Genomic DNA, 21,989 nt, shown 5'->3' with positions numbered 1-21,989 from the left:
CCCGGGGTCCCCCGCCCCCCGGCGGGGGGGCGCTCCCCCCCCCCCCCCCCCGCGGCTGGGTCAGGGTCGTGCGGGGGGGTCTATCGGGGCCCGGCGCCCGCCCCCACGCTGTTCGTTCTGGAGGTCAACAGCATGCCCGCCTGGGCCGGGCTTCAATCGGTCGTCGCGGTGAACATCGCCGATGCGATTGCCGATGCCCTGCTGAAGTTTCTGGCTGATCGCACCGAGGCCGCGGCGGCGCGACCCTACCGCCTCACCGCGCCGGCGAATTCGTGACGAGCCGGTAGCATGGCGCTTTCGCGAGAACGCCTCCGGGCCGCCTACAAGGACGCCTGCCGGATGGAGATCGAGGCGCTGAAACCGGGCAACGTCCATCTGTTCGCCGACGGGCACGGCATGTCCGCCGCCCAGTTCATGATGAGCGCAGAGGTTTCGTCCGGGCCGCTGACCGATCCGCGCCTGCCGGTCGGGCAGCGCATGCTGGAAGCGGTCCGCGCGACATGCCTGGCGGTCGCGACCAATACCAATCTCGGTATCATCCTTCTGGCAGGGCCTCTGCTATGCGCCGCCGAAATGGCGGGCGCCCGACCCCATGACAATCGGCTGCACGACAATCTTGACGCGGTACTGCGCGCGATGAGCATGGATGATACCAGGGCGGTGTTCGCGGCGATCGTCGCGGCCGCGCCGGGCGGCCTCGGAGAGGCCGCGAACGATGTGCGGCAGGAGCCGAAGGTTCATCTGCTCGAAGCCATGCGGGAAGCGGCCAACCGCGACATGATCGCCCGCCAGTATGTTACCTGTTTCGACGACGTATTCGGCGTCGGGCTTGCGGCTCTGAAAGCGGCGTTGGCACGCGGGGAAGGCGGCATGTGGCCGACGGTATTCGCCTATATGGCGTTTCTCGCAGGGTTCCCCGACAGTCATGTGGTGCGCAACCATGGAGCTGAAGCCGCAAATCAGGCGCGGCAAGAAGCCCTTGCCGTTGAGGCAGCGCTGCATGCCAATGGCGACGAGGCGTCACGCATTCGTCTGCTGATAGAGCTCGACCGCCGGCTGAAGGCCGACAACGTCAACCCCGGCACCTCGGCCGACCTGACCGTGGCTACTCTTTTAGTCCACACCCTCGGCGTTCAGCTTGCATAATCCCAACGTTGGTGGTTGACTTTCAAGAGCGGAAGCTGGGCTTCCGCGGCTATCCAGCCAACCGGTCCGGATGTCCGGGCGCTGCCAACAAGGATAGCTGTCCATCGAGCGCTCGCTCGGTTTGCGGCGTCTTTGGACACCATAACTGTGTCTTGGAGGAAATTGGCATGGCAAAAATCTCGAAAGTAATGGTCGGTGAATCGCTGGTAGGAGACGGCAACGAAGTGGCGCATGTCGACCTGCTTATCGGCCCACGGGGGAGCGCAGTCGAAACAGCATTTTGCAACGCGCTTACCAACAACAAGGACGGTTTTACCTCCCTTTTGGCGGTGATCGCGCCCAATCTTCAGTGCAAGCCCAACACCGTGATGTTCAACAAGGTCACGATCAAGGGCGCCAAGCAGGCCGTGCAGATGTTCGGCCCGGCCCAGCATGCGGTCGCAAAGGCGGTGCAGGACAGCGTCGCCGAGGGGATCATTCCTGCCAGCGAGGCGGACGATCTGTTCATCTGCGTCGGCGTTTTCATCCACTGGGACGCGGCGGACGACGCCAAGATCCAGAAGTACAATTACGAAGCGACAAAGGAAGCCATCCAACGCGCCGTCTCGGGAACGCCGACAGCCGCCGAAGCCACGGATAAGCGGGACCAGGTGAAGCATCCGTTCGCGGCTTAGACAAGAGACAGCCCCGCACAGGCAAAACCCTCCGCTGAGCCGGATGGTCTGTTGCGCCGCCTGAAAAAACTTCTGGGCCTATAGAGCATTGGACCCCAAAACCTGCCCTCGGAATCGACCCGAGGGTTGGGAACCGGTTTTGGGAAATCCGATGCTCCAGCAATGAGATAGAGCGGCGAGACGATCGACTTGAGAGTCCGCCGCTCTATCAGGCTCAGTTTCAGAGGCCGAAGTTCGAGATTACGCGAATGTCAGGCGCCAAGCGTTGCGAGGTGCTTCGGCGTGAGCGTGCCGTCATGCAGCGAAGTTGCGACCAGCGCAGCAGTGATACCAAGTGACGAAAGGGCGCGAATGTCGGCCTCGTTGCGCACCCCGCCGGCCGCGATCACGGAGCGGCTTCCAGCCTTCGCCTTGATCGCCTCCAGCCGCCTAAAATCGGGACCGGAGGCGGAGCCGACCTTTGCCAATGTCATGACGATCACCTTTTGCGGCCAAAGCTCCGGCTCGTCGAGAAATGATGGCGGACCGCGAAACCCGTCGTCAAAGAAATCCAGCGACAGGATAAGGTCGGGATGATCGCAAAAACGCCGGAACAGCGCGTCGTCTTGCTGCGATTCGGAACCCAGGACCGGGTAAAGCCAGGGCTCGGCAAATGCTGCCGCAAGGGTTTTCTCGTCGGCGATGCCGGCATCGACCCAAAGCTCGGGCGGCTCCGCCATCGCCTTCAGCCGGGCAAGCGCGCCGCTGTTTGGCGTTCCGCCTTCGATGGCATCGAGGTCGGCGATATAGAAGGTCGGAAAAGGGTAAAGCCCGCGCAGGCCCTCAGCGACCGCGACGGCATCGGAACTTTGGCTGAGCGGCGTGACGATCGGCCGGTAGCGATCGCGTTTTCCCTTTTGGGCGCGGACCACTTCGCCGCCTTTCAGGTCGAGAACCGGAATGATACGCAACGCTTTTCTCGCTGACCAACTGCCCTGTCCAACTGTGATGAAAGCTTGAAGTGTGGAAAAAAGAAAGAGCATCGTTGCCGGCTTCGATATTGGCGGCGCGCATCTGAAGGTGACGCGTGCAGAAGACGGCCGCATCGTCGAGGCAGTAACGATTGCCACGCCGCTTTGGCTCGGACTCGACAAGCTGGCCTCGGCATTCGAGGAAGCGGCGCCGATTTATGCGGGCGCCGATCTCAACGCATTCACCATGACCGGCGAACTGGCTGACATCTTTCCGTCCCGCGATGCCGGCGTCGCAGCCCTGCTGGATGAAATTTCAAGCCGTTTCCCAGGCGAAAAACTGATCTATGCCGGGCCGTTCGGCTTTGTCGGGGTCGAGCAGGCAGCGCAGCTGAGCACCGATGTCGCCTCCGCCAACTGGCACGCGACAGCCTCGCTGGTGGCCAAACGCGCCGGCGATGCCCTGTTCGTCGATATGGGCTCCACCACCACCGACATTATCGCCGTCAAAAATGGCTCCGTCGCCAATGACGGCTACACCGATGCCGGACGGCTGCTGACCGGCGAACTGGTCTATACCGGCTTCACCAGGACGTTCCTGTTCGGTGTGGCCTCGTCGGCCCCGGTCCGTGGCAGGCTGACACCGCTTATGAACGAATATTTCGCCTCGATCGCCGACGCGCACCGGATCCTGGGGGTGCTCGACGAGAAGGACGACAGGCACGCCACCGCCGACGGCAAGGAAAAGACGATCGACGGTTCGACCGCGCGGCTGGCGCGCATGATCGGCCGCGACGCCGCCGACCTGACGCTGCCCGAATGGCGTGAAGTCGCGCGCTGGTTCAGCGAGCAGCAGTTGCGCAAGATCCACGATGCAGCATCCCTGGTTGCCGGCCCCCTTGCCCAGGACGCGCCGATCGTCGGCGCCGGAACCGGCCGCTGGCAGATCAGGCGGCTGGCCGAACGCATGGAACGCCGCTTCGTCGATTTTGCCGAGATCATCCCCGCAGATGACGCCGTTCGCGGCGAAGCGAGCAGCGTGGCACCTGCATCAGCGGTGGCGCTGTTGGCGGGATCTCAATTGTAGGCGCTATATCATGGCCATCCGATCAATCGGGGAGATGAGATATTGCTCCCGGTTTGAAAGATCTCGACCCGTACCAGCGCATCAAAAATCGGACCGCGCGCAAGGTCGCAACAGGGTGGATTACTGACATTCATTTGTACCGTTCGAACGAGACGAGAGCACCATAACACGAAGCTGGCCCGGTCACCTGAGACTTGGCCTTTTGCGTCAGATTGGTAAGAGGACGTAGTGGTTCCGCTTGCTTAGTTAGGCGATTTTCTTCTCGAAGTACCTTGTTACCTGGTCCACAAGCCACTCGTATCGCTCATCCAAATATGGCCAAACGTAGTCATCTTTGGCCTCGTGTTCGGCGTGAGTGATCCGAAACCGAGCTTGGTCGTAGGCCTCCGGGGATTCGGAACGCAGCCGCCGCAGCAACCGCTCGAGTGCCGCGTCCAAGGTTGGGCGGGTCGCCGGCTCGCTGCGAAGGCATTCGCGTACAAAGCCGTCCATGTCAGAATCGGCGAGGGGAGTGGCCGGAACCATGCCGGTCTCTCTCCAGCGCTTCCACATGCGATCATCCTGCCAGCGCTGGATCACATGCGGTTCCTCGTCGCGCCAAGGCCGCGACGGTTCACCTATCGGATGCCTGCCATAGCTGAGAAGCTCATAGGTCATCACACCAATGGACCAGACGGTCGTGTGTTGTCCCAATGGCTTTTTGTCCCACTGCTCGACGGCCATATAGGGCCTCGTGCCTCGGAATATCCCTTTCTCCGCCGCGAGGTTCGCGCTTCCAAAATCTGCAATCTTCGGAATTCGGAACACATCCACTTCGGGCACATCGCGGAAGGCCTGTCGGAGATCGCGCACGAAAATGTTTTCAGGTTTGAAATCCTGATGAGCAACCAAGCCCGTTCGATGGCAGTGCATCATGCCGGCGGTAATGTAGGCGAGCATGGAAAGACGGCCTGTAACGGTGAAGGACGGATCCTCGATGAGTTGCGATAGGTCGCCATCCCAGAGACGGAACCAGGCGACAGGCGCATCCAATATGAAGTCGAAATCAAACGGCCAATGCACGAACTGTTGGTAGAAAAGGCGTCGTTGAATCTTCATCTCACGCAGGAAGCGCTGCGCCGCTTCCAAAGGATCGACGCTACGTGACGTCTTCGGAACCTTCGCACAAATGTGTGACGGATAGGTCTGAGGGGAATATCTGAACACATAGATGTTGCCCGAGTAACCGCCGCACCTGCGGACAAACTCGCCGCGGTCCCGCTGCCCCGTCAGCAAGAGTGTACGAAGATTCTCATCGTCAAGTTCGTGGAAAGATAATTCATCCATTATGAGCTCTTCTGAGAACAGCGAGTGATTTGATCAGCGTGCCGTCACCGTACCGATGTTTGCAAACTAATCTGCAGGGTCAGTTCTCAATGCGGACAATCTCAGTGACCGCAGCCGATTGTTCGCGTTCCTCCTGAGAGAGCTCGGCCGGCTCAGCTCAACTTCCGAACAAGCGGCCAAGGAAGCCAATTCCAGCGGCCTTTTTCATGGCAGCCTTAGTCTCGGCATTCGCGTGGCACGCGAGAGCCCAATTCAAAATTAGCAAATTAAAGATGGTGAACGCCTCATCAGGCGTAATCAAGACGCCGTGCCGCTTTTCGAGAAAACCCTTAGTGACATCGACAATCTCTGGGAACTTAAACCCCAAGTCGGCCGAGAAAAACTGCTTCTGTTCGGGCTGCGGCATCGCGACGAAGAAGTCTACCAAATCTAATACCGGCGCAGCTAATTCTTCGCGCAATTCTGCGCGTAGGCCCAGCAGTGCAGCCCTGCACTGGTATAAATCTTGCTCGTTCACATGGTGAAGAACGAGTTCGGCCACACGTCTGCCCGAGAACTGCCGTGCCATCCCCTCCAAGTCAACCATTGGCGTCGTCCTCTCAAAATTGTCCAAGCGCAGCTTACTTTAGAAAGGAGAGGTCGGCCACAGCCGGGAAGGTCCGAATAGGGTCGAGAGCAGTCGTTTGTCGTGAAGTCAAACGTGAATAGAATGAGTTGCGTTTTCAGTGACCCATGCGGTCCGGTCTTTTGCTTTGTACGATCAAGGGACCCGAGGAGGGAGCGTTCGCGATGTTAGGCTTAAGACACGGCGAGAACACACTGGTCGATTACGATCCGCCCTGGGAAACCGACTTCGCTGCGGAGCGAGATCGGATCGCGGCAGCCCTGGGAAAACTGCCAAGAGTATCGAGCATTATGGGTCGACAGCAGTCGTCGGAATGCGCGCAAAGCCGATAATCGATATTCTCGTTGCAGTCTGCCCGCTGTCGGATTGGAAGCTGTGCTGTGAACCACTGATCAAACTTGGTTATGACTATGCCGAACACGCTGGCGTCCCGGGCCACTACATATTCGGGAAAGGTCGAGATGCGACCGAACGAACCCATCTGGTGCATGTCGTAGAATACGAAGGAGAGTCCTGGCGCTCCAATTTGGCTCTGCGCGACGCCTTGCGCCGCGATGCGACCCTGCGCCAAGCGTACGTTGAGGTGAAAGAGGCTGCCATAGCTGAAGCACCGGTCGGTCGCGCAAGATACAATGACCTCAAGCGGGACTTCATAGATGCAGCCAAGGCAACACTGAATCTGTAATCCTAGCGGCAGTTTTGGTTCTAAACTTTGCCGTTCCTGAAAGCCGCAGAAGCGCTCGATCCCACTCCCTACTACGTCTGTTAGGATGGCTGGTCATAGGGATAGGTCAATAAGACTGTCTCAAAGGTAACAAAACCGCGTCTCCGAAAATTCAAACTGAGACACTGGGCGCCATATCTCGTTCAGCCCCGCGCATCCTCGCCGCTGGCATCCTCGGCTGAAAGGTGATCGCCGACGCGCTGCATCAGCCAGCCCCAGGCTTCCTTTTCGCCCTCGCCTGCGGTCTTTTCGACGGCAATGGAAAGATAGGCGATTTCCGCCTCGATCTTGTCGCGCGGCAGCATGCCGAGCCGGCTGACCAATATGGCCAGCTCCAGCACCGCCGCCTTGGCGCGGTTGAGGCCGGTGAACGGCGCATGCGTTTCCTCCCGCACCACGCGGCAGAAGTGGCGAGGCCGCATAGCGTCGTCATCGACACTTTGGACTTCGAGGACAGAATGCGCGAGCGCCGCCTCGAGCCGCGGCACCGAACACCCGTCGACCGCAACGGTTGGCCAATCCTTGCGCCCGGTCAGGCAGCCGGCAAAGATACGCACGTCATCGGTGTAATTGGCGATGGCGAACGGCACTTCGGCGAGATTGTCGAGCGTGATCGATGGCCGGAACGGCGCAATGATCCAGCCGTCCTTCTCGGCGATGATGCCGATCGGCGCGATGTGGACATCCCCGGTCTTGTTGACGGTGGTGATGATCGATTCGCGAATGTAGGGCATGGTTTAGCGCTCTTTCTTCGCGCGAAGCGTGTGGCCCGCTTCCGCGAGACGGGTGCGGTCGGTTTCGGGAGCCGGCGCAGCAACGCCCCATGCGAGCGGCTCGTCCTGCACATAGCGCTTGCCGAGTCGCCACGCGATCTCGGCCTTCATCAGTTCCGCGCCGAGATAGAACGCGTGTGCGCCATCCGCCTCAACGCCAAGCCCGGTAAAGAGTTCAAACGCATCCGTGGCAACCGCATGCCCCTTGCCGTTGAAAACATGGATGCCGTCCTCGGCAGTCATGATGCGGAAGTTGGTGTCGCGCACCTCGGCCGCGAGTGCTGCGACATCCTCGGTCGAGGCCGTGAACGGCTTGCGGTCGTGAACCTGCAGCAGCCCTGGATGGTAACTCCGCGGCAGCGCACCGTCCTTCTTCGCGGCAAACAGGATTCGGCGGGCAATATCGTGCTCCTCGATCGTTCGCAGCGTGTGCGGGCTGACATGCACGGCAAGCACGTTTTTGATCTGAAGTTCCGAGCAGAGCCCGGCCAGAACCGCGGTAACGCCGGAACTGTCGGCGTCGGTCAATTCGGTGAGATTGCCGGTGCCCATCAGCAGTTCGACGTCGGGCCAGCGCCGCCGCGCCTCGATGAAGCGCGCAAGTGACGCCGCAAAGCCGAAATGGATCGGGTCGAGCACGGGATCGGCGATGAAAGCGACGCCGGCCTTTTGCGCCGCTTCGATGGCCCGCCCGAGCGAATCCAGGTCGCCGGGCGTAGACGGGATCAGCACTGGTACAGCCTTGTGGTCGAAGGCCAGCGGCAGCGTGTTCTCATCGAGGCTGAGAAGATAGTCCGCACCGGCGCGTGCGCCGATCGACAGTTCGTCCGTGCTGGCGGAATCGACGCTGATCAGAAACCCCCGTGCCTTCAGTTCGCGCACCGCCTCTTCCAGCAACGGAAACGGCGTTTCCGGCAGGCAGCCGAGATCGATGACGTCGGCGCCGGCCGCAGCCAGCGTCCGTGCCCTCGCCACCAGCGCCTCGATCGACAGCATCGGCGCATCGACGATTTCGGCGAAGATGCGCATGTCGTGACGCGAAAGGTCAGGCGGCTCGCCCGTCCGGCCGAGAAAGGCCGGCAGATCGGCGATCTCGTCAGGACCACGTACGAAGTGCACGCCGAAATGGTTCGACAGATGCTCGAGGTCCCCGCGATAGCGGCCGGGCAGGATGACGCGGTCGATGGCGCCTGTCAGGCTGAGCCGCCGCTTGATGATGTCTTCGCTCATCAGCGCGGCGACCTTGACGCCGATGTCGATGATCTCCCACGCAAATTCGGTTTCGCCCAGTCCGGCCAGCAGCCTTTCCAGCCGGACCTTGGCCAGATGGCCGGTAAGAAAGACCAGCCGCTCAGCCATGGCTTGCGAGTTCGGCGTGGCGCCGTCTGACCGAGGCTTCGAGATCGGCAAGCGACTCGACCACCTGGGTCCGCTCAAAACTCTTCAGCTGGCTGGTATTCTCCAGGTCGATCCTGCGCGGATAGACCTTGACCAGCCCGTGCGGCGCCATGGTTTCGAGTTCCGGCGCGGTGTCGCAAGCAAAGACGATAGCCGGCACCCGGCATTTTCCGGCCTGGGCAAAGACATTGGTGGCGAGCGTGTCGGAAATGCCGTGCACGCATTTGGCGACCGTGTTGGAACTGGCCGGCGCCACCACGACCGTATGATAGACGCCGTGATAGAATTCGCCGACCGGGATCGCGCTCGCCGTCTTGTCATGCAGCACGCGCGTCGTCTCCGGGAAATCGAGTCTGAGCTTGTACATGCGCAGCACTTCGTTGGCGGCTTTCGACACAAAGACATCGCAATGCTCTAGCTGGTGAATGAGTGCGAAGCTCTCCGTAAAAAAATGACCGGAACCGGTCAAAACCCATGCCCAGCGCGGCGTATGCAGCGTCGCCATCGCCTACCCTGCTTTTCTTGCCGACCGGATCGGAGCCGCGACCCGGATGCCGGGCAGACTGCCCGACGCGAGCAGCACCCCTGCTTCGGCTGCATCTTTCGGACCGGCGAGATGGAAATCGACACCGTCGGGCAGCATGGCGGCGAAACCGGCGTCGACGATGCCTCTGACTGCCAGGCTGTCGATCGTGTCGCTGCCGAGGAAGGCGCCGGTCTGCTTGATCAGCAGCAGCGCATTCGCGCCGAGCTTGCCGGCAAGCCAGGCGGCAAGGGAATCGGAGGTAATGTCCCAGGACGCCGGAATGTCCGGCGCCGACAGGGCCAAGGACGACGGCAGCCACACCGGCACCTTCCCCGCGTCCAACGTCCGCAGCATTTCTTCCAGCGACCGTGCCGGCGCCAGCCTTTCGTCACGATCGAGGATGACCTGGGCGAACTGCTCCATGGCGAGGATCGCCATGGCGTGGGCAGCGGTATCGGAAAAATCCATGCGGAACTGAGTCTCACGCACTTGGTCGGCGAAGCGCCCGCCGCCGGGCACGATGACGATCGGCAGCTTGGAACCCGCCAGCGCCGCGATCCAGCTTTCCATTTCCGCCGCATGGACCGTGCTGCCGCCAAGCTTGACGACCGCTGGCTTGACGGCGGCTCGCCTCACGACCTCCGGCCTTTCCTGTCGCGGCTGGGAAGCAGCGCTTTGCTCTTTTCGGCCGGCAGGGCCGGAGGCAACGCCGCGGCCTGCCGCTTGGCGCTTGCGTTCGATCTCGACGCCGACGCCGCCTGGGCCGAGTTCGAGTTTTTCCACCCTTACCGTGACGCGCACGACACGCGGGTTCTCCAGAATGTAGGTCGCCACCTGCTCGGCCAAGGCCTCGCTAAGCTGGATGTGGCCCCGCGCGACGATGGTGCGAATGCCATCCATGATGATGTCGTAGGAGAACACATGGCGCATGTCTTCGGGATGGTCGGTGACTTGCAGCACGTCGGCGGTCACGTCGAAACGCACCTTCTGTGTGTGGCCGTGCTCGAAACTGTAAGCGCCGATCTGGACCGGCAGGACAAAGTCCCGCACGAATATCTTGTCGGTGCCGAGTGTCGGGTCGGTGCCCGGCGAATAGCCCCTCGCCGCCAGCAGGCGGTAGTCGACGCTCGACGCGCCGCCGGCCCGGGATGCTTCCGGGACCAGCTCCCGGATCTGCGAAAGCGCCTCGGCACTGATCGAACCGACGCGGCCGGACTGGCCGCACAGCGCCCCGCGAAAGCCGAGAAAATCGGGAGCGAATGGCAACAGGCGCGGAATGTCGGGCGCTTCCAGCGATCCGCTCAGGCCGACCATAAGACCGAGCGATTTCGTTCGATCGATGAACCCCGGGATACGCTCGGGCGGCAGATGGTCGAGCAGCCGCCCGTTTGCCTTGATCGCAGTGTCGACCATGGCGCCATGGAAGCGATGTTTGGCAAGCATCGGCAGAAGCTCGAAATCCGGCGCCAGATCGGCGAAAAGCACGGCGATCAGCTTCGTTCGCGCGGCGAGCGGCGCGAGCGCCTCCGCACAAGCGGCGGCATTTGCCGACGGAAAAAAGCCTATCTTGACGTAATCGACGCCGGTCGCAGCGATCTCTTCGGCCTTGGCGCGGATCGTCTCCGGTTCCATCGGCAGGTCGCCGCAGACCGCGCTGACCGGCGCCCGGCCGGCGATGAACGAAATCGTCCGGCGGATGGTTTCAGTGGATACCGCGCCCAGCGCTCCCGCCTTCGGGTCCTTCAGGTCGACAATGTCGACGCCGCCTGAAAGCGCGATCTCCGCTTCTTCGACGCCGGTGACACTGGCCAGCATTCTGGTCATTGCAGGACTTTCTTCGGCATGAGGGACAGGACGTTCTCGGGCCCGAATACCGACATCCGCTCGGTTGTCATTCCGGCCAGCAGGCATGCCACCAAAGCAGACGCGAGAAGTCCACTTTCAGGGTTTGATAAATTTTGCCGCTCAGCTAAGCTCATGATGGGCACCTTGACTTCGCGCCGGTCGGACAACAATCGGACTTTAGCGCAAGAACGGGTAATTTTATCGATGACGAGCGCGGTGCCGGGCACTCTCGCGGCCTTTTTGTGCTTTTTTTCCCTGACCGTCAACGTTCCGGGGGCGCTGGCCCAGGAAGCGACGGACGGGCAACCGGCTGCAGCGGCCAAGCCGGAAAAAAAGCTAACCGAAATCAAGATAGGCTATTTGCGCGCCTATGCGCCGCAGCTGGCCCTGTCGGTTCTCGACGTCCCGCCGCGCGATGAAGGCGTTGCCGGCGGCAATGTGGCGATTGCCGACAACAACACGACCGGCAGCTTCCTCGGCCAGAAATTCAGCCTCGACGTGACCGAGGTAAAGCCGGACGCGGATGTCGTTCCCGCCTTCCAGGACATGATCGCCAGAGGCAACCGCTATGTGGTCGCAGACGTCTCGGCCAGGCAATTGCTGTCGATCGCCGATCTTGCCCGCGACAACGGCGTTTTGATCTTCAATGCCGGCGCCACCGACGACAGTCTTCGCGAGGAGCAATGCCGCGCCAACGTCTTCCACACCATCCCGACGCGCAGCATGCTGGCCGACGGGCTGGCGCAATATCTCATCTGGAAGCAATGGCGGCGCTGGGTGCTGATCTACGGCTCGCACGAGCGCGACCAGCTTTTTGCCGAGGCGCTGCGCCGGGCGGCGACGCGCTTCGGCGGCGAGATCGTCGGCGAAAAGCTGTTCGAGGATACCGGCACGGCACGGCGGACCGATTCCGGCGTCGTCCAGATCCAGCGGCAGATGCCGGTCTTCACCCAGGACCTGCCGGAGCACGACGTGTTGCTGGTCGCCGACGAAAGCGAGGTGTTCGGCACCTATGTTCCGTTCCGCACCTGGACTCCGCGGCCGGTCGCCGGCACCGCCGGCCTCACCCCGTCGGCCTGGCATCCGGCCAGCGAGCAATGGGGCGGCACCCAGATTCAGAACCGCTTCGCCAAGGCAAACGGCCGCCGCATGATGTCGAAGGACATGGCGGCATGGACGGCGGTGCGCATCCTCGGCGAGGCGGCGACCCGCACGCAGGGTGCCGACCCGCGCAAGATGGCCGACTTCATCCGCTCCGACGATTTTTCGATCGCCGCCTTCAAGGGACAGAAACTGACCTTCCGCAAGTGGAACCAGCAGTTGCGGCAGCCGATTTTCCTGGGCGACGGCCGATCGGTCGTCTCGACATCGCCGCAGGAAGGTTTTTTGCACCAGGTTTCCGAGCTCGATACGCTCGGGGTCGATGAGCCGGAAACAAAATGCGTGCTTGAGTAGAAAAGATCGGGAGGAATTTCAGTGCAGAGACGAGCTTGCGCACTCGCTATAGTTGCGACCGGCTTCATGGCCGACCCGGCGTCGGCCTACATGGCCTATGTCTCCAACGAAAAAGACAACACGATGTCCGTCGTCGATACCACGACGATGCAGGTGGTGAAGACCGTCAATGTCGGACAGCGTCCGCGCGGCATCACCATCTCGCATGACGGCAAGCACATTTATCTCTGCGCCAGCGACGACGATTCGATCGAGGTGATCGACACGGCGTCGCTGGAGATCGCCGATACCTTGCCGTCCGGGCCTGACCCGGAGCTCTTCGTGCTCTCGCCTGACGGCAAGACGCTTTATGTCGCCAATGAGGACGACAACCTCGTCACCGTCATCGACATAGAGGGCAAGAAGGTGCTGGCCGAGATCCCGGTCGGCGTCGAGCCGGAAGGCATGGGCGTCAGCCCGGACGGAAAGACCATGATCAACACGTCGGAAACGACGAACATGGCGCATTTCATCGATACGTCGACCCACGAGATCACCGACAACGTGCTGGTGGATGCGCGCCCGCGCTTCGTCGAGTTCACGCCTGACGGCAAGCAGGCCTGGGTGAGCGCCGAGATCGGTGGCACTGTTTCGGTGATCGACAATCAAACGCGCGAAGTTGTCCAGAAGATTACCTTCGAGATATCAGGCCTGAGGGCCGAATCCATCCAGCCGGTTGGTGTGCGCATCACCGCCGACGGCAAAAAAGCCTATGTGGCGCTCGGACCGGCCAACCGCGTCGCGGTGATCAACACGCAGACATACGAGGTCGAGAAATACGTGCTGGTCGGCCAGCGCGTCTGGCAGCTTGCTTTCACCCCGGACCAGAAAACCATCATCTCGACCAACGGCGTGTCGAACGACATCACCTTCATCGACGTGGAGACCGACGAGCCGGTGCAGTCGGTGACCGTCGGCCAGCTGCCGTGGGGCGTTGTCGTCTCGCCCAATTGAATCAAACAGATAAAAAAATCGCACAAAGGTAGGAAATCATGCGGAAATTTCGGGCAGTCGCTTTCATTGTGCTGGCAGGCATGGCACTCACGCTGGGTCAGGTCTGGGCGCAGGACAATGACGACGACGCAGCCGCCGGCGCGGCCACCAAAACGGACGCCAGTCCCGAAGCCGAAAAGGCAACCCGGGCCAGCAAGGACGTGCCGGAACTTATCCTCGGCAGCAAGGAAGACCAGTTCACCGCCAATCAGAAGGACTTCCAGCTGATCGCCGGCCAGGGCTATCGCTGGAAGATCACCGCGGCGGGCGGGCTGGAGTACAAATTCCATACCGACCTGTTCCGCAATGTGTGGAACAACCAGATCGTCATCAATGACCTTGAGGTGCACATGAACGGCGCACCCGCATGGCTCGAATTCGACGCCGACGGCACCATCCAGGTACAATTCACCACCGTGAGGCCCGGCATTTACACATGGTCGGTGCCCGATCTCGCCGACAGGGGCATGAAAGGCACGATCACGATCAAGTAGGATCACCGGAAAGCAGGACCTGCGCGATCGGGCCCGGTGCGCTAGACTCCTGGTGCGCTTAGGTGCGCTAGACTATCGTCGACGACAAGGAGCCAGCCGGCGTGCAGCATGTGAGGACAAGCGGACCAGGAGATGAGGCGGCGGCGCTCGATGTCGCCGGCGTCAGCCATTCCTATGGTCCGAAGCGGGCGCTCAACGACGTCTCATTCTCGATCGCGCCGGCGACTTTCACCGTTCTTCTCGGCCTCAACGGCGCCGGCAAGACAACTCTGTTCTCGCTGATCAGCCATCTTTACGACACGCGCCGCGGATCGATCCGCATCTTCGGCCATGACGTCAGCCGCGCATCGGGCGAGGCGCTCAGGCGTGTCGGCATCGTGTTCCAGGCACGCACGCTCGACCTCGATCTCAGCGTCCACCAGAACCTCTCCTACCATGCGTCGCTGCATGGCATCGGCGGACGCGAGGCCCGGCAGCGTATTGCCGCGCTGCTCGATACGGTCGACATGCAGGGCCGGCAGCATGACAAGGCACGCAGTCTTTCCGGCGGCCAGATGCGGCGCATCGAGATCGCCAGGGCGCTGCTCCACCGCCCTTCCCTGCTGCTGCTCGACGAGGCGACCGTCGGTCTCGACATTCAGTCGCGCGCAGGCATTCTCGCCACCATCCGCAAGCTTGTCGAAACCGAGGGCATTGGCGTGCTGTGGGCGACGCACCTGATCGATGAGGTTGAAGACGGCGACCATGTCGTCGTGCTGCGGCAGGGCGAACTGGTCGCCAAGGGCAAGGTTGCCGATGTCGTCAGGACGAGCGGCACCGGTTCGATTCGCGACGCCTTTTCGAGGCTCAGCCGCATCGAGGCAGCCGGCATCGCGGAGATATCGCCATGAGCGCTCCCGCAATGCCCGAGAAAGTCGCCGGCATCATCCCGGTGAAGTTCGAAAAATTCGGCCTGCGCCATTATCTCGTCTGCCTCAAAGGCGTCGTCCTGCGGGAGTGCCTACGCTTCCTGCACCAGCGCGAGCGCTTCATATCCTCGCTGGTTCGGCCGCTCATCTGGCTGTTCATTTTTGCCGCCGGATTCCGGCAGGTGCTCGGCGTATCGATCATCCCGCCCTATAAGACCTACGTGCTCTACGAGGTCTACATCACGCCGGGCTTGTGCGGCATGATCCTGCTGTTCTCGGGCATGCAGTCTTCGCTGTCGATGGTTTATGACCGCGAGATGGGCAACATGCGCACCCTTTTGGTCAGCCCCTTCCCGCGCTGGTTCCTGCTGGTGTCGAAGATGCTCGCCGGCGTCTCCGTATCGATCGCGCAAGTCTACGCGTTCCTGATCGTTGCCTGGTTCTGGGGCGTCAAGGCGCCGCCGATCGGCTATCTCATGGTGCTGCCGGCGCTGTTCCTGGCGGGCATGATGCTTTGCGCGCTCGGCATGCTTTTGTCGTCGATGATCAAGCAGCTCGAAAATTTCGCCGGCATCATGAACTTCGTCATCTTTCCCGGCTATTTCGCCTCTCCGGCGCTCTATCCCTTGTGGCGCATCCAGGAGGCGAGCCCGCTGCTTTACAAAATCTGCCTCGCCAATCCGTTCACCTATGCCGTCGAACTGATCCGCTTCGCCTTCTATGGTCAGATTAACTGGCTGTCGCTGGGCGTCGTCGCCGGCTGCACGCTGCTGTTCCTTGCCGCCGCAATCATCGCCTACGACCCTTCGCGCGGCCTGATGACCCGCAAACAGGACACGGGAGGAAATGCCTGATGGCACGAATGACCCTTGTTCGCAGCCTGGCTGTGGTTGCCATGCTCGCGCCGGGCGTGAACGCCATGGCGGCGAACACCGATCCGGACTGGCCTTGCATACAGCGCAAGGTGCCGCAACTCTCGCTCGGCCAGATCTGGAACGGGCCGGAGCTGCCGCCAGCGGCAAAGGATTTGTCGAAGGACCCCGCCGTCTCCGCGCTGGTCGAGGAGGTGGCAGCCCGGCGAATACCGATTGCAGAAGCGCAAAAGAAGATCAAGGATTTCGCCGCCTCCTTGCCGGCCGAGCAGCTTGCGCCGAAAATGGCGATGCTGGTGCAAGGCATGTTCGATCACATGGACGCCGAGCGTTCTCACGTGATCTCAGGCATTTCCCGTTACGCCCACAAGCAGCTCGAAATGGCCGCCGCGTTGCGCAAGGAAGCGTCCGACGTCGATGCGTTGCGGGCAAAGCCCGATGCAGATCCAAATGAGATCGAACGGCGAACCGAACAGCTGAAATTCGCAACGCGAATTTTCAATGAACGCGTCCAATCACTGACTTACGTCTGTGAAGTGCCGACGATCATCGAGCAGCGGCTTTATCAATTGTCCAAGGCCGTTTCGGAAACGCTCGCCGCGAAGAAGTAGAACCTCATTCGATCTTCGCGGCGGATCTCACGATCCCCGGCCGGGCAGCACGCGCCAGCGCTGCACGAAATAACCGGGATGCGTCTCGATCCACTGGGCGACCAGCGGCTGCGCCTGCATGAAGGCGGTCCCGGGATTCATCGCCAGGCCGTCCACCATCTGTTCGCGTTGTTCACAGGTCTGCGGCACATCCGTCAGGCAGACCATCATAACCAGGGTGTAAAGCATTACCCCTTGTCCCCATCGAATCCCGAACCCCATGCCCGGGAGGTTTCAGTGATACCGACCAGTCTGCAGGGGTCGCACATACAGATCGCTTACGGGTGTGAAAGGACGTGGCCCCCGCTCTTTCGCACTGCAACATAACATATCGCTTATCTAACGCCAACGATCGCCGGGCGTTTTCCAGGACAATCGCTTCAGGTTTGCACTGCGCCAATCCAAACGGGGGGCGCGATCGCAAGTCGGGCTGCCAGGCGGCCAGAGGCAGGGTTATTAATCGCCGGCCCATCTGGTGCTCGTACCGGCCAGCTCGTCCGTCCAGCGCCGGAACAGCGCGCTGGCATTCACTCCGCCAAAGCCGAAGCCATTGGAGATCGCGTAGTCCATTCCCATCGGGCGGGCTTGGTTTGCGACGAAGTCGATCCCGTCGCCGGCTGGATCCGGCGCGCTCAAATTGAGGGTTGGCGGCGCCACCTGATCCCTGAGCGCCAGGATTGCGAAGATGGCTCCAAGCCCGCCCGCGGCTCCGAGCAGGTGTCCGGTCGCGGATTTCGTTGCGCTGACAGCGATGGCGGAATCTGCGCCGAAGAGTGTTTTGATCGCCGTGATTTCCCCGAGATCACCGACCGGCGTGGAGGTCGCGTGCGCATTGAGGTGGCGAACTTCACGCGGCGAAATGCCGGCTTGGGCAATCGCGATCGCCATGGCACGGCGCGCCCCGTCTCCGTCCTCGGGACCGGAGGTGACGTGATGAGCATCTGCCGTCGTGCCGTAGCCGACGAGCTCGGAGAGCGGTTTCGCACCGCGCGCAAGCGCGTGGCTCAATTCCTCGATGACCAGGATGCCGGCCCTTGCGCTGATCCTTCGGCGGCAGCACGGCATCCGGGTCGAAGCCAGCGTCCGGATCTTCTGCCAGCGAGGGAACCACGCCGCCAACCTTCGCTGGCAGCTCTCCCACCATGTCGTCCGGAAGCCTGCGGATGCCTGAGCGACCGGCCAGGAGCCGCGACCAGGACGCTTCGACATCGGCAGCAAGGGGCGTGATCGCTCCCATGCCTGTAACGACAATCCGTCGCATCTATTCTCCTATCAATTTGGTGCGCTGCCAGCGTTGCGCACGCCGTCTAGGCGGCGGCTGCTTCGCGAACCTGTTCGGTCGCCGCGTCCAGAAAGGCCTGGGCAAGGTCCGGGTCGTTGACGACGCGCGATAAGGTCAGCGCACCGACCATCGTCGAGAGAATGGCCATAGCCTTTCCATGGGGCTCCTCACCATTGGCCTCGGCAATGAAACGACCGAGGATTTCGAGATGCTCCTTGATCCCGGCTTCGAACGACGCTTTCACGTCGCTGCCCTGCCTGGCGGCATCCGAACCGAGCGCCACGATCGGGCAGCCGTCCATCTTTTCTCGGCGATGGTCCATACTGAGATAGAACGCGATCACCGCGCTAAGCGGATCCTCGGATTTTGCCGCAGTCGCGGCCGACCACCGCAGCGTGGCGCTCTCCATCGCCCGCTTGGACGCCTGCGCCGCCAGATCGTCCTTGGATGCGAACTGCTTGTAAAACGCGCCCTGGGTCAGCCCGGCACCCTGCATCAGGTCCTTAAGGCCGATGCCGTCAAAGCCGCGCTCCCGGAAAAGCCGGCTTGCCACATTGATCACGTTTTCGCGGTTTTCCGCAGCCTGAATGCGACTCACACGCATCGTCATCTCCCAAATTAGCTTGCGTTCGACATCTATAGCAGATATAGAGTTCGAACGCAATCCAATTTGGCTGCGCACGGGTGCCCACGACACGCCATCGAAAATTTGGAGGAGAGGTCAAATGCTTTACAGTTATTTTGTCGAGAAATCGATCCGGGAGAGCTTCGACCACGTCAACAAACATCGCTGGGATGAGGCGGTGAAAGCACTCGTGCCGCATGTCCATCACCGCGTTTCCGGCACCCACGCGCTTGGTGGTGAGCGCCACGACAAAGAAGCCGTGCGCTACTGGTTTGAGCGCCTCGGGCGCGTCCTGCCCAATCTCCACCTCACGGTCAACCACATCTGGGTGAAGGGCTGGCCGTGGCATACCACCGTGTTTGCCCAGTGGGACGGCACCGCAACGCTGCTCAACGGCGACGCGTCGTACCTCAACCGTGGTCTCCACGTGTTCACCCTGCGGTGGGGCAGAGTCTATGCACTTGAGGAATTTTACGATTCACAAGCAGCGGCCCGCGGTCTTGCCGCCCAAGCGGCAGCTGGCCTCGAAGAAGCTGTCGCCGAACCAATTGTAGGCTAGCAGAAGCGCAGTGGGCCGCGCGTCCTAACTCGCGCGACCTCCAGTGTTCGGTTCTTCGTGCGGATAGAGTTTGCCGAACAGGGGCAGGTACATCGCGCCTTTGCGCATCAGGAAATCGTGGAACGTCGCCATCGCCGGCGAGATCGCGTGATCGCTGCGCATCACCGAAAACCATTGCCGGCGGATCGGCATGCCGACGACGTCGAGGATGACCAGCCGGCCGGCTTCGGTTTCGGCGGCGATGGTGTGGGCAGAGATGAAGGCAATGCCGAGCCCGGCCATTACCGCCTGCTTGATCGTCTCGTTCGAGCCCATCTCGACGCCAAGGTCGTCGATGCGGCCAGGCACGTCGCTCAGGAATATCTCCAGCGAGATGCGCGTGCCCGAGCCGGGCTCGCGGATGAGGAAATGCTCTTCAGCGATCCGCTCCTTGGATATCTCGCGCGCCGACGCCAGCGGGTGATCGGGCGGCGCGATGATGACCAGCGGGTGATCGCCGAACACCGAGGCGCGCACCGGGACTTCCTTCGCCGGGCGTCCCATCAGCGCGATGTCGATGTCGTGGTTCTTCAGACTGTCGATCGTTTCGGCCCGGTTGCCGATGGCAAGCCGCATGTCGATGTCGGGATGTTCCTTCATGAAGCCGGCCATGAGCCGCGGCGCGAAATATTTGGCGGTGGAAACGACGCCGAGCCGCAAGCTGCCGATGCGCACGCCCTTGATCGCATCCATCTTGTCTTCGAGCAGACGAAGCCGCTCCTCGATGGCTTGCGCCGTCTCGACGAAGGCCAGACCTGCGGCAGTGGGACGCATGCCGTCCGACGTCCGGTCGAACAAGGCCAGCTGGAACTCCTCCTCGACTTGCCGCAACTGGATCGTCACCGCTGGAGGAGACAGGCCTAACACTTTGGCCGCACTGACGATTTTTCCGTGGCTGATGATTGCCTGAACGGTCTTGAATTGCTTGAGCGTGAGGTTTCTCATGCGTCATACTAAAATTTTTTTAGTACGAAAGTAAAGTTATTGAATTTTACTTATCCCGTTCCGTTTGTTCTCATTCCCCTATCCGGCCGATCCGAGGAGAGGCGGCTGGATCGGGAGGTTACGATGCCAGCGGCAACGCTCGACGCTTTTCTGAATTCCTATCTCGGCCCGCCAGACGAACTGCGCTCTGCGGTCGTCGCGACCGTCCGCCAGCTGACGCAGGCCGCCACCAAGATCCGCAACACCATCAATCAGGGGGTGCTCGGCACCGCCTTTGCCGGGTCCCGCGGCGCCAATGCCGATGGCGACATCCAGAAAGATCTCGACATCTTCGCCGACGACATCTTCCTCGACGCCATGCGCCACGCTCCAGTTGCGCTCTACGCCTCCGAGGAACTGGAGCAGCCGGTCCTGCTCGACAGGCAAGCGCCTCTCGCCATCGCCATCGATCCGCTCGACGGCTCTTCCAACATCGACACCAACGTGTCGATTGGAACGATTTTCTCGCTCCTCCCTGCAACTGGCGCGCCGGACGAAAATCCGGCCGCCTCTTTTTTGCAGGCAGGCGTGAACCAGCTGGGTGCCGGTTTCTTCATCTACGGGCCGCAGCTGGCGCTGGTTCTGTCGCTCGGCAGCGGTACGCATGTCTTCGTTCTCTCGACCAGGCTCGGCACCTTCGTCCAGGCCTACGAGAGCCGGATCATCCCGCAGCGCACCCAGGAGTTCGCCATCAACGCCGCCAACTACCGGCATTGGGACGAGGCAGTGCGGCTCTACATCGACGACTGCCTCGAAGGCACCGAAGGCCCACGAGAGAAGGAGTTCAACATGCGCTGGATCGCCTCCCTAGTCGCCGACTGCTATCGCATACTGATGCGAGGCGGCGTATTCCTGTATCCAGGCGACAAGCGCAAGGGTTATCGCCAGGGACGGCTGCGCCTCGTCTACGAGGCCAACCCGATCGCCTACCTCATCGAACAGGCCGCCGGCGCCGCCACCGATACGATCACCCGCATCCTCGAAATCGAACCCGAGAGCCTGCACCAGCGCGTGCCCGTGGTGTTCGGATCGGCGCGGGAAGTCGGGCGCATCGCCCGCTATCACACCGAGCCCAGCGCCATCGGCGAGCGTGCACCGCTGTTCAGCCGCCGCGGCCTGTTCAGGGCTTGAGCATCATGTCGGCAAAGCACCCCATCATCACCATCACCGGGTCGTCGGGCGCAGGCACCACCTCGGTCAAGCGCATCTTCGATCTGATCTTCCGGCGCGAGAATATCGAGGCCGCGTTCATCGAAGGCGACGCTTTCCATCGCTACGACCGTGCCACAATGAAGGTGAAGGTGGCCGAGGAGGAGAAGGCCGGCAATCCGAACTTCACCCACTTCAATGCCGCCGCCAACGAACTCGGAATCCTCGAAGAGGTGTTTGAGGAATATGGCCGCCGGGGAACCGGAAAGACCCGCACCTACATCCATGACGAGGATGAGGAGAAGCAGTACGGCACGCCGCCGGGACAATTTACCGAATGGCGCGAATTCCCGCCGAGCGATCTGCTCTTCTACGAGGGCCTGCATGGCTGCGTCGTCACCGACAAGATCAACCTGGCCCGGCACGCGGACCTCAAGATCGGCGTGGTGCCGGTCATCAATCTCGAATGGATCCAGAAGATCCATCGCGACCGCGCAACGCGCGGCTATTCCACCGAGGCGGTGATGGACGTCATCCTGCGCCGCATGCCGGACTATGTCCGCTACATCGTCCCGCAGTTCTCGCAGACCGCGATCAACTTCCAGCGCGTGCCGATCGTCGACACGTCCAACCCGTTCATCGCACGCTGGATTCCGACGCCCGACGAATCGATGCTGGTCATCCGCTTCGCCAACCCCCGCGGCATCGATTTCCCCTACCTGCTTTCGATGATCCACGACTCGTTCATGTCGCGGCCGAATTCCATAGTGGTGCCCGGCAATAAGCTCGACCTTGCCATGCAGCTGATCCTGACGCCGCTGATCCTGCAATTGATCGAACGCAAGAACCGTGTGTCGTGAGGAGGA

Annotated in this window: 24 protein-coding genes and 2 pseudogenes; 14 read left to right on the top strand and 12 right to left on the bottom strand. The window is 61.6% G+C overall.

What is annotated here, in order from left to right; translation table 11 throughout:
- From NKH12_RS15390 to fae, 3 genes and pseudogenes are all read left to right on the top strand, one after another.
- Window positions 1-276, top strand: a pseudogene (locus NKH12_RS15390) (hypothetical protein); the annotation flags it as partial.
- 63 nt (window positions 277-339) lie between these two features.
- Complete coding sequence (locus NKH12_RS15385) at window positions 340-1,146, top strand: triphosphoribosyl-dephospho-CoA synthase (RefSeq protein ID WP_352953905.1); 807 nt, start codon at window positions 340-342, stop codon at window positions 1,144-1,146.
- A 167-nt stretch (window positions 1,147-1,313) separates the two neighbouring features.
- Window positions 1,314-1,820 carry a formaldehyde-activating enzyme gene (gene fae / locus NKH12_RS15380; RefSeq protein WP_127205802.1) on the top strand — a complete coding sequence of 169 codons (507 nt, stop codon included), beginning with the start codon at window positions 1,314-1,316 and terminating at the stop codon, window positions 1,818-1,820.
- Window positions 1,821-2,071: 251 nt separating this feature from the next.
- Here fae and NKH12_RS15375 read toward each other — a convergent pair whose 3' ends face one another.
- Window positions 2,072-2,770 carry a HisA/HisF-related TIM barrel protein gene (locus NKH12_RS15375; protein WP_352953904.1) on the bottom strand — a complete coding sequence of 233 codons (699 nt, stop codon included), beginning with the start codon at window positions 2,768-2,770 and terminating at the stop codon, window positions 2,072-2,074.
- A gap of 52 nt (window positions 2,771-2,822) precedes the next feature.
- Between NKH12_RS15375 and NKH12_RS15370 the strand changes: the two genes are divergently transcribed.
- Window positions 2,823-3,857: a hydantoinase/oxoprolinase family protein gene (locus NKH12_RS15370; protein ID WP_352953903.1), complete on the top strand. Its 1,035-nt coding sequence runs from the start codon at window positions 2,823-2,825 to the stop codon at window positions 3,855-3,857.
- A gap of 246 nt (window positions 3,858-4,103) precedes the next feature.
- On the opposite strand, the gene NKH12_RS15365 is transcribed toward NKH12_RS15370, so the two are convergent.
- Together NKH12_RS15365 and NKH12_RS15360 are read right to left on the bottom strand one after the other, a co-directional pair.
- Window positions 4,104-5,183, bottom strand: coding sequence for a protein kinase domain-containing protein (locus NKH12_RS15365; RefSeq protein WP_352953902.1), 1,080 nt, complete (start codon window positions 5,181-5,183; stop codon window positions 4,104-4,106).
- Window positions 5,184-5,340: 157 nt separating this feature from the next.
- Entirely contained in the window at window positions 5,341-5,769 is a 429-nt protein-coding gene (locus NKH12_RS15360; RefSeq protein WP_352953901.1) for a hypothetical protein, read from the bottom strand.
- Window positions 5,770-5,908: 139 nt separating this feature from the next.
- Here NKH12_RS15360 and NKH12_RS15355 point away from each other — a divergent pair, with 139 nt between their 5' ends.
- Window positions 5,909-6,493 carry a GrpB family protein gene (locus NKH12_RS15355; protein ID WP_352953900.1) on the top strand — a complete coding sequence of 195 codons (585 nt, stop codon included), beginning with the start codon at window positions 5,909-5,911 and terminating at the stop codon, window positions 6,491-6,493.
- A gap of 182 nt (window positions 6,494-6,675) precedes the next feature.
- Here the strand turns inward: NKH12_RS15355 and NKH12_RS15350 are convergent, their stop codons facing one another.
- From NKH12_RS15350 to NKH12_RS15330, 5 genes are read right to left on the bottom strand one after another with little or no spacing between them, the layout of a single operon-like run.
- Window positions 6,676-7,266 carry a DUF447 domain-containing protein gene (locus NKH12_RS15350; RefSeq protein WP_352953899.1) on the bottom strand — a complete coding sequence of 197 codons (591 nt, stop codon included), beginning with the start codon at window positions 7,264-7,266 and terminating at the stop codon, window positions 6,676-6,678.
- A gap of 3 nt (window positions 7,267-7,269) precedes the next feature.
- Window positions 7,270-8,664 carry a DUF6513 domain-containing protein gene (locus tag NKH12_RS15345; RefSeq protein WP_352953898.1) on the bottom strand — a complete coding sequence of 465 codons (1,395 nt, stop codon included), beginning with the start codon at window positions 8,662-8,664 and terminating at the stop codon, window positions 7,270-7,272.
- Window positions 8,657-9,208 carry a flavoprotein gene (locus NKH12_RS15340; RefSeq protein ID WP_352953897.1) on the bottom strand — a complete coding sequence of 184 codons (552 nt, stop codon included), beginning with the start codon at window positions 9,206-9,208 and terminating at the stop codon, window positions 8,657-8,659. Before NKH12_RS15340 ends, NKH12_RS15345 begins: the two co-directional genes overlap by 8 nt.
- A 3-nt stretch (window positions 9,209-9,211) precedes the next feature.
- Window positions 9,212-11,053 carry a (5-formylfuran-3-yl)methyl phosphate synthase gene (locus tag NKH12_RS15335; protein WP_352953896.1) on the bottom strand — a complete coding sequence of 614 codons (1,842 nt, stop codon included), beginning with the start codon at window positions 11,051-11,053 and terminating at the stop codon, window positions 9,212-9,214.
- Entirely contained in the window at window positions 11,050-11,301 is a 252-nt protein-coding gene (locus tag NKH12_RS15330; RefSeq protein ID WP_352953895.1) for a hypothetical protein, read from the bottom strand. The genes NKH12_RS15335 and NKH12_RS15330 overlap by 4 nt, the downstream gene beginning before the upstream one ends.
- Between NKH12_RS15330 and NKH12_RS15325 the strand changes: the two genes are divergently transcribed.
- The 6 genes from NKH12_RS15325 to NKH12_RS15300 all read left to right on the top strand — a co-directional run bounded on the left by NKH12_RS15325 (window position 11,279) and on the right by NKH12_RS15300 (window position 16,446).
- Window positions 11,279-12,529, top strand: coding sequence for a lanthanide ABC transporter ABC transporter substrate-binding protein PedA1 (locus NKH12_RS15325; RefSeq protein ID WP_352953894.1), 1,251 nt, complete (start codon window positions 11,279-11,281; stop codon window positions 12,527-12,529). The two genes, NKH12_RS15330 and NKH12_RS15325, sit on opposite strands and share 23 nt — an antisense overlap.
- A 66-nt stretch (window positions 12,530-12,595) precedes the next feature.
- Window positions 12,596-13,522, top strand: a complete 927-nt coding sequence (locus NKH12_RS15320; protein ID WP_352953910.1) for a YVTN family beta-propeller repeat protein — start codon at window positions 12,596-12,598, stop codon at window positions 13,520-13,522.
- A 38-nt stretch (window positions 13,523-13,560) separates the two neighbouring features.
- On the top strand, window positions 13,561-14,055 hold the full coding sequence (locus tag NKH12_RS15315) for a cupredoxin domain-containing protein (RefSeq protein ID WP_352953893.1): 495 nt from the start codon (window positions 13,561-13,563) through the stop codon (window positions 14,053-14,055).
- A gap of 101 nt (window positions 14,056-14,156) precedes the next feature.
- Window positions 14,157-14,945 carry a lanthanide ABC transporter ATP-binding protein PedB/LutE gene (locus NKH12_RS15310; protein ID WP_352953892.1) on the top strand — a complete coding sequence of 263 codons (789 nt, stop codon included), beginning with the start codon at window positions 14,157-14,159 and terminating at the stop codon, window positions 14,943-14,945.
- A gap of 11 nt (window positions 14,946-14,956) precedes the next feature.
- A complete protein-coding gene (locus tag NKH12_RS15305) occupies window positions 14,957-15,817 on the top strand; it encodes a lanthanide ABC transporter permease protein PedC (RefSeq protein ID WP_352953909.1) in 861 nt (286 codons plus the stop codon).
- Window positions 15,817-16,446, top strand: coding sequence for a hypothetical protein (locus NKH12_RS15300; RefSeq protein ID WP_352953891.1), 630 nt, complete (start codon window positions 15,817-15,819; stop codon window positions 16,444-16,446). Before NKH12_RS15305 ends, NKH12_RS15300 begins: the two co-directional genes overlap by 1 nt.
- Window positions 16,447-16,473: 27 nt before the next feature.
- On the opposite strand, the gene NKH12_RS15295 is transcribed toward NKH12_RS15300, so the two are convergent.
- The 3 genes and pseudogenes from NKH12_RS15295 to NKH12_RS15285 form a co-directional block, all read right to left on the bottom strand.
- The gene (locus NKH12_RS15295) at window positions 16,474-16,674 is read right to left on the bottom strand and encodes a hypothetical protein (RefSeq protein WP_095518885.1); all 201 of its coding nucleotides are present in this window, start codon (window positions 16,672-16,674) and stop codon (window positions 16,474-16,476) included.
- Window positions 16,675-16,941: 267 nt separating this feature from the next.
- Window positions 16,942-17,746 (bottom strand): annotated as a pseudogene (locus NKH12_RS15290) (beta-ketoacyl synthase N-terminal-like domain-containing protein).
- A 46-nt stretch (window positions 17,747-17,792) separates the two neighbouring features.
- A complete protein-coding gene (locus NKH12_RS15285) occupies window positions 17,793-18,371 on the bottom strand; it encodes a TetR/AcrR family transcriptional regulator (protein WP_352953890.1) in 579 nt (192 codons plus the stop codon).
- A 121-nt stretch (window positions 18,372-18,492) separates the two neighbouring features.
- Between NKH12_RS15285 and NKH12_RS15280 the strand changes: the two genes are divergently transcribed.
- Window positions 18,493-18,951: a nuclear transport factor 2 family protein gene (locus tag NKH12_RS15280; RefSeq protein WP_352953889.1), complete on the top strand. Its 459-nt coding sequence runs from the start codon at window positions 18,493-18,495 to the stop codon at window positions 18,949-18,951.
- A 24-nt stretch (window positions 18,952-18,975) separates the two neighbouring features.
- Here the strand turns inward: NKH12_RS15280 and NKH12_RS15275 are convergent, their stop codons facing one another.
- Window positions 18,976-19,935 (bottom strand): LysR family transcriptional regulator, encoded by a 960-nt coding sequence (locus tag NKH12_RS15275; protein WP_352953888.1) that lies wholly within the window; start codon window positions 19,933-19,935, stop codon window positions 18,976-18,978.
- A gap of 123 nt (window positions 19,936-20,058) precedes the next feature.
- Between NKH12_RS15275 and NKH12_RS15270 the strand changes: the two genes are divergently transcribed.
- Window positions 20,059-21,105, top strand: a complete 1,047-nt coding sequence (locus tag NKH12_RS15270) for a class 1 fructose-bisphosphatase (protein ID WP_352953887.1) — start codon at window positions 20,059-20,061, stop codon at window positions 21,103-21,105.
- 5 nt (window positions 21,106-21,110) lie between these two features.
- Window positions 21,111-21,983, top strand: a complete 873-nt coding sequence (locus NKH12_RS15265) for a phosphoribulokinase (protein ID WP_065010922.1) — start codon at window positions 21,111-21,113, stop codon at window positions 21,981-21,983.
- Window positions 21,984-21,989 lie beyond the last annotated feature (6 nt).

It is taken from the genome of Mesorhizobium sp. M1322 (assembly GCF_040318085.1).
Taxonomy (GTDB): Bacteria; Pseudomonadota; Alphaproteobacteria; order Rhizobiales; family Rhizobiaceae; genus Mesorhizobium.
This window is presented reverse-complemented; position numbering and strand designations above follow the sequence as displayed.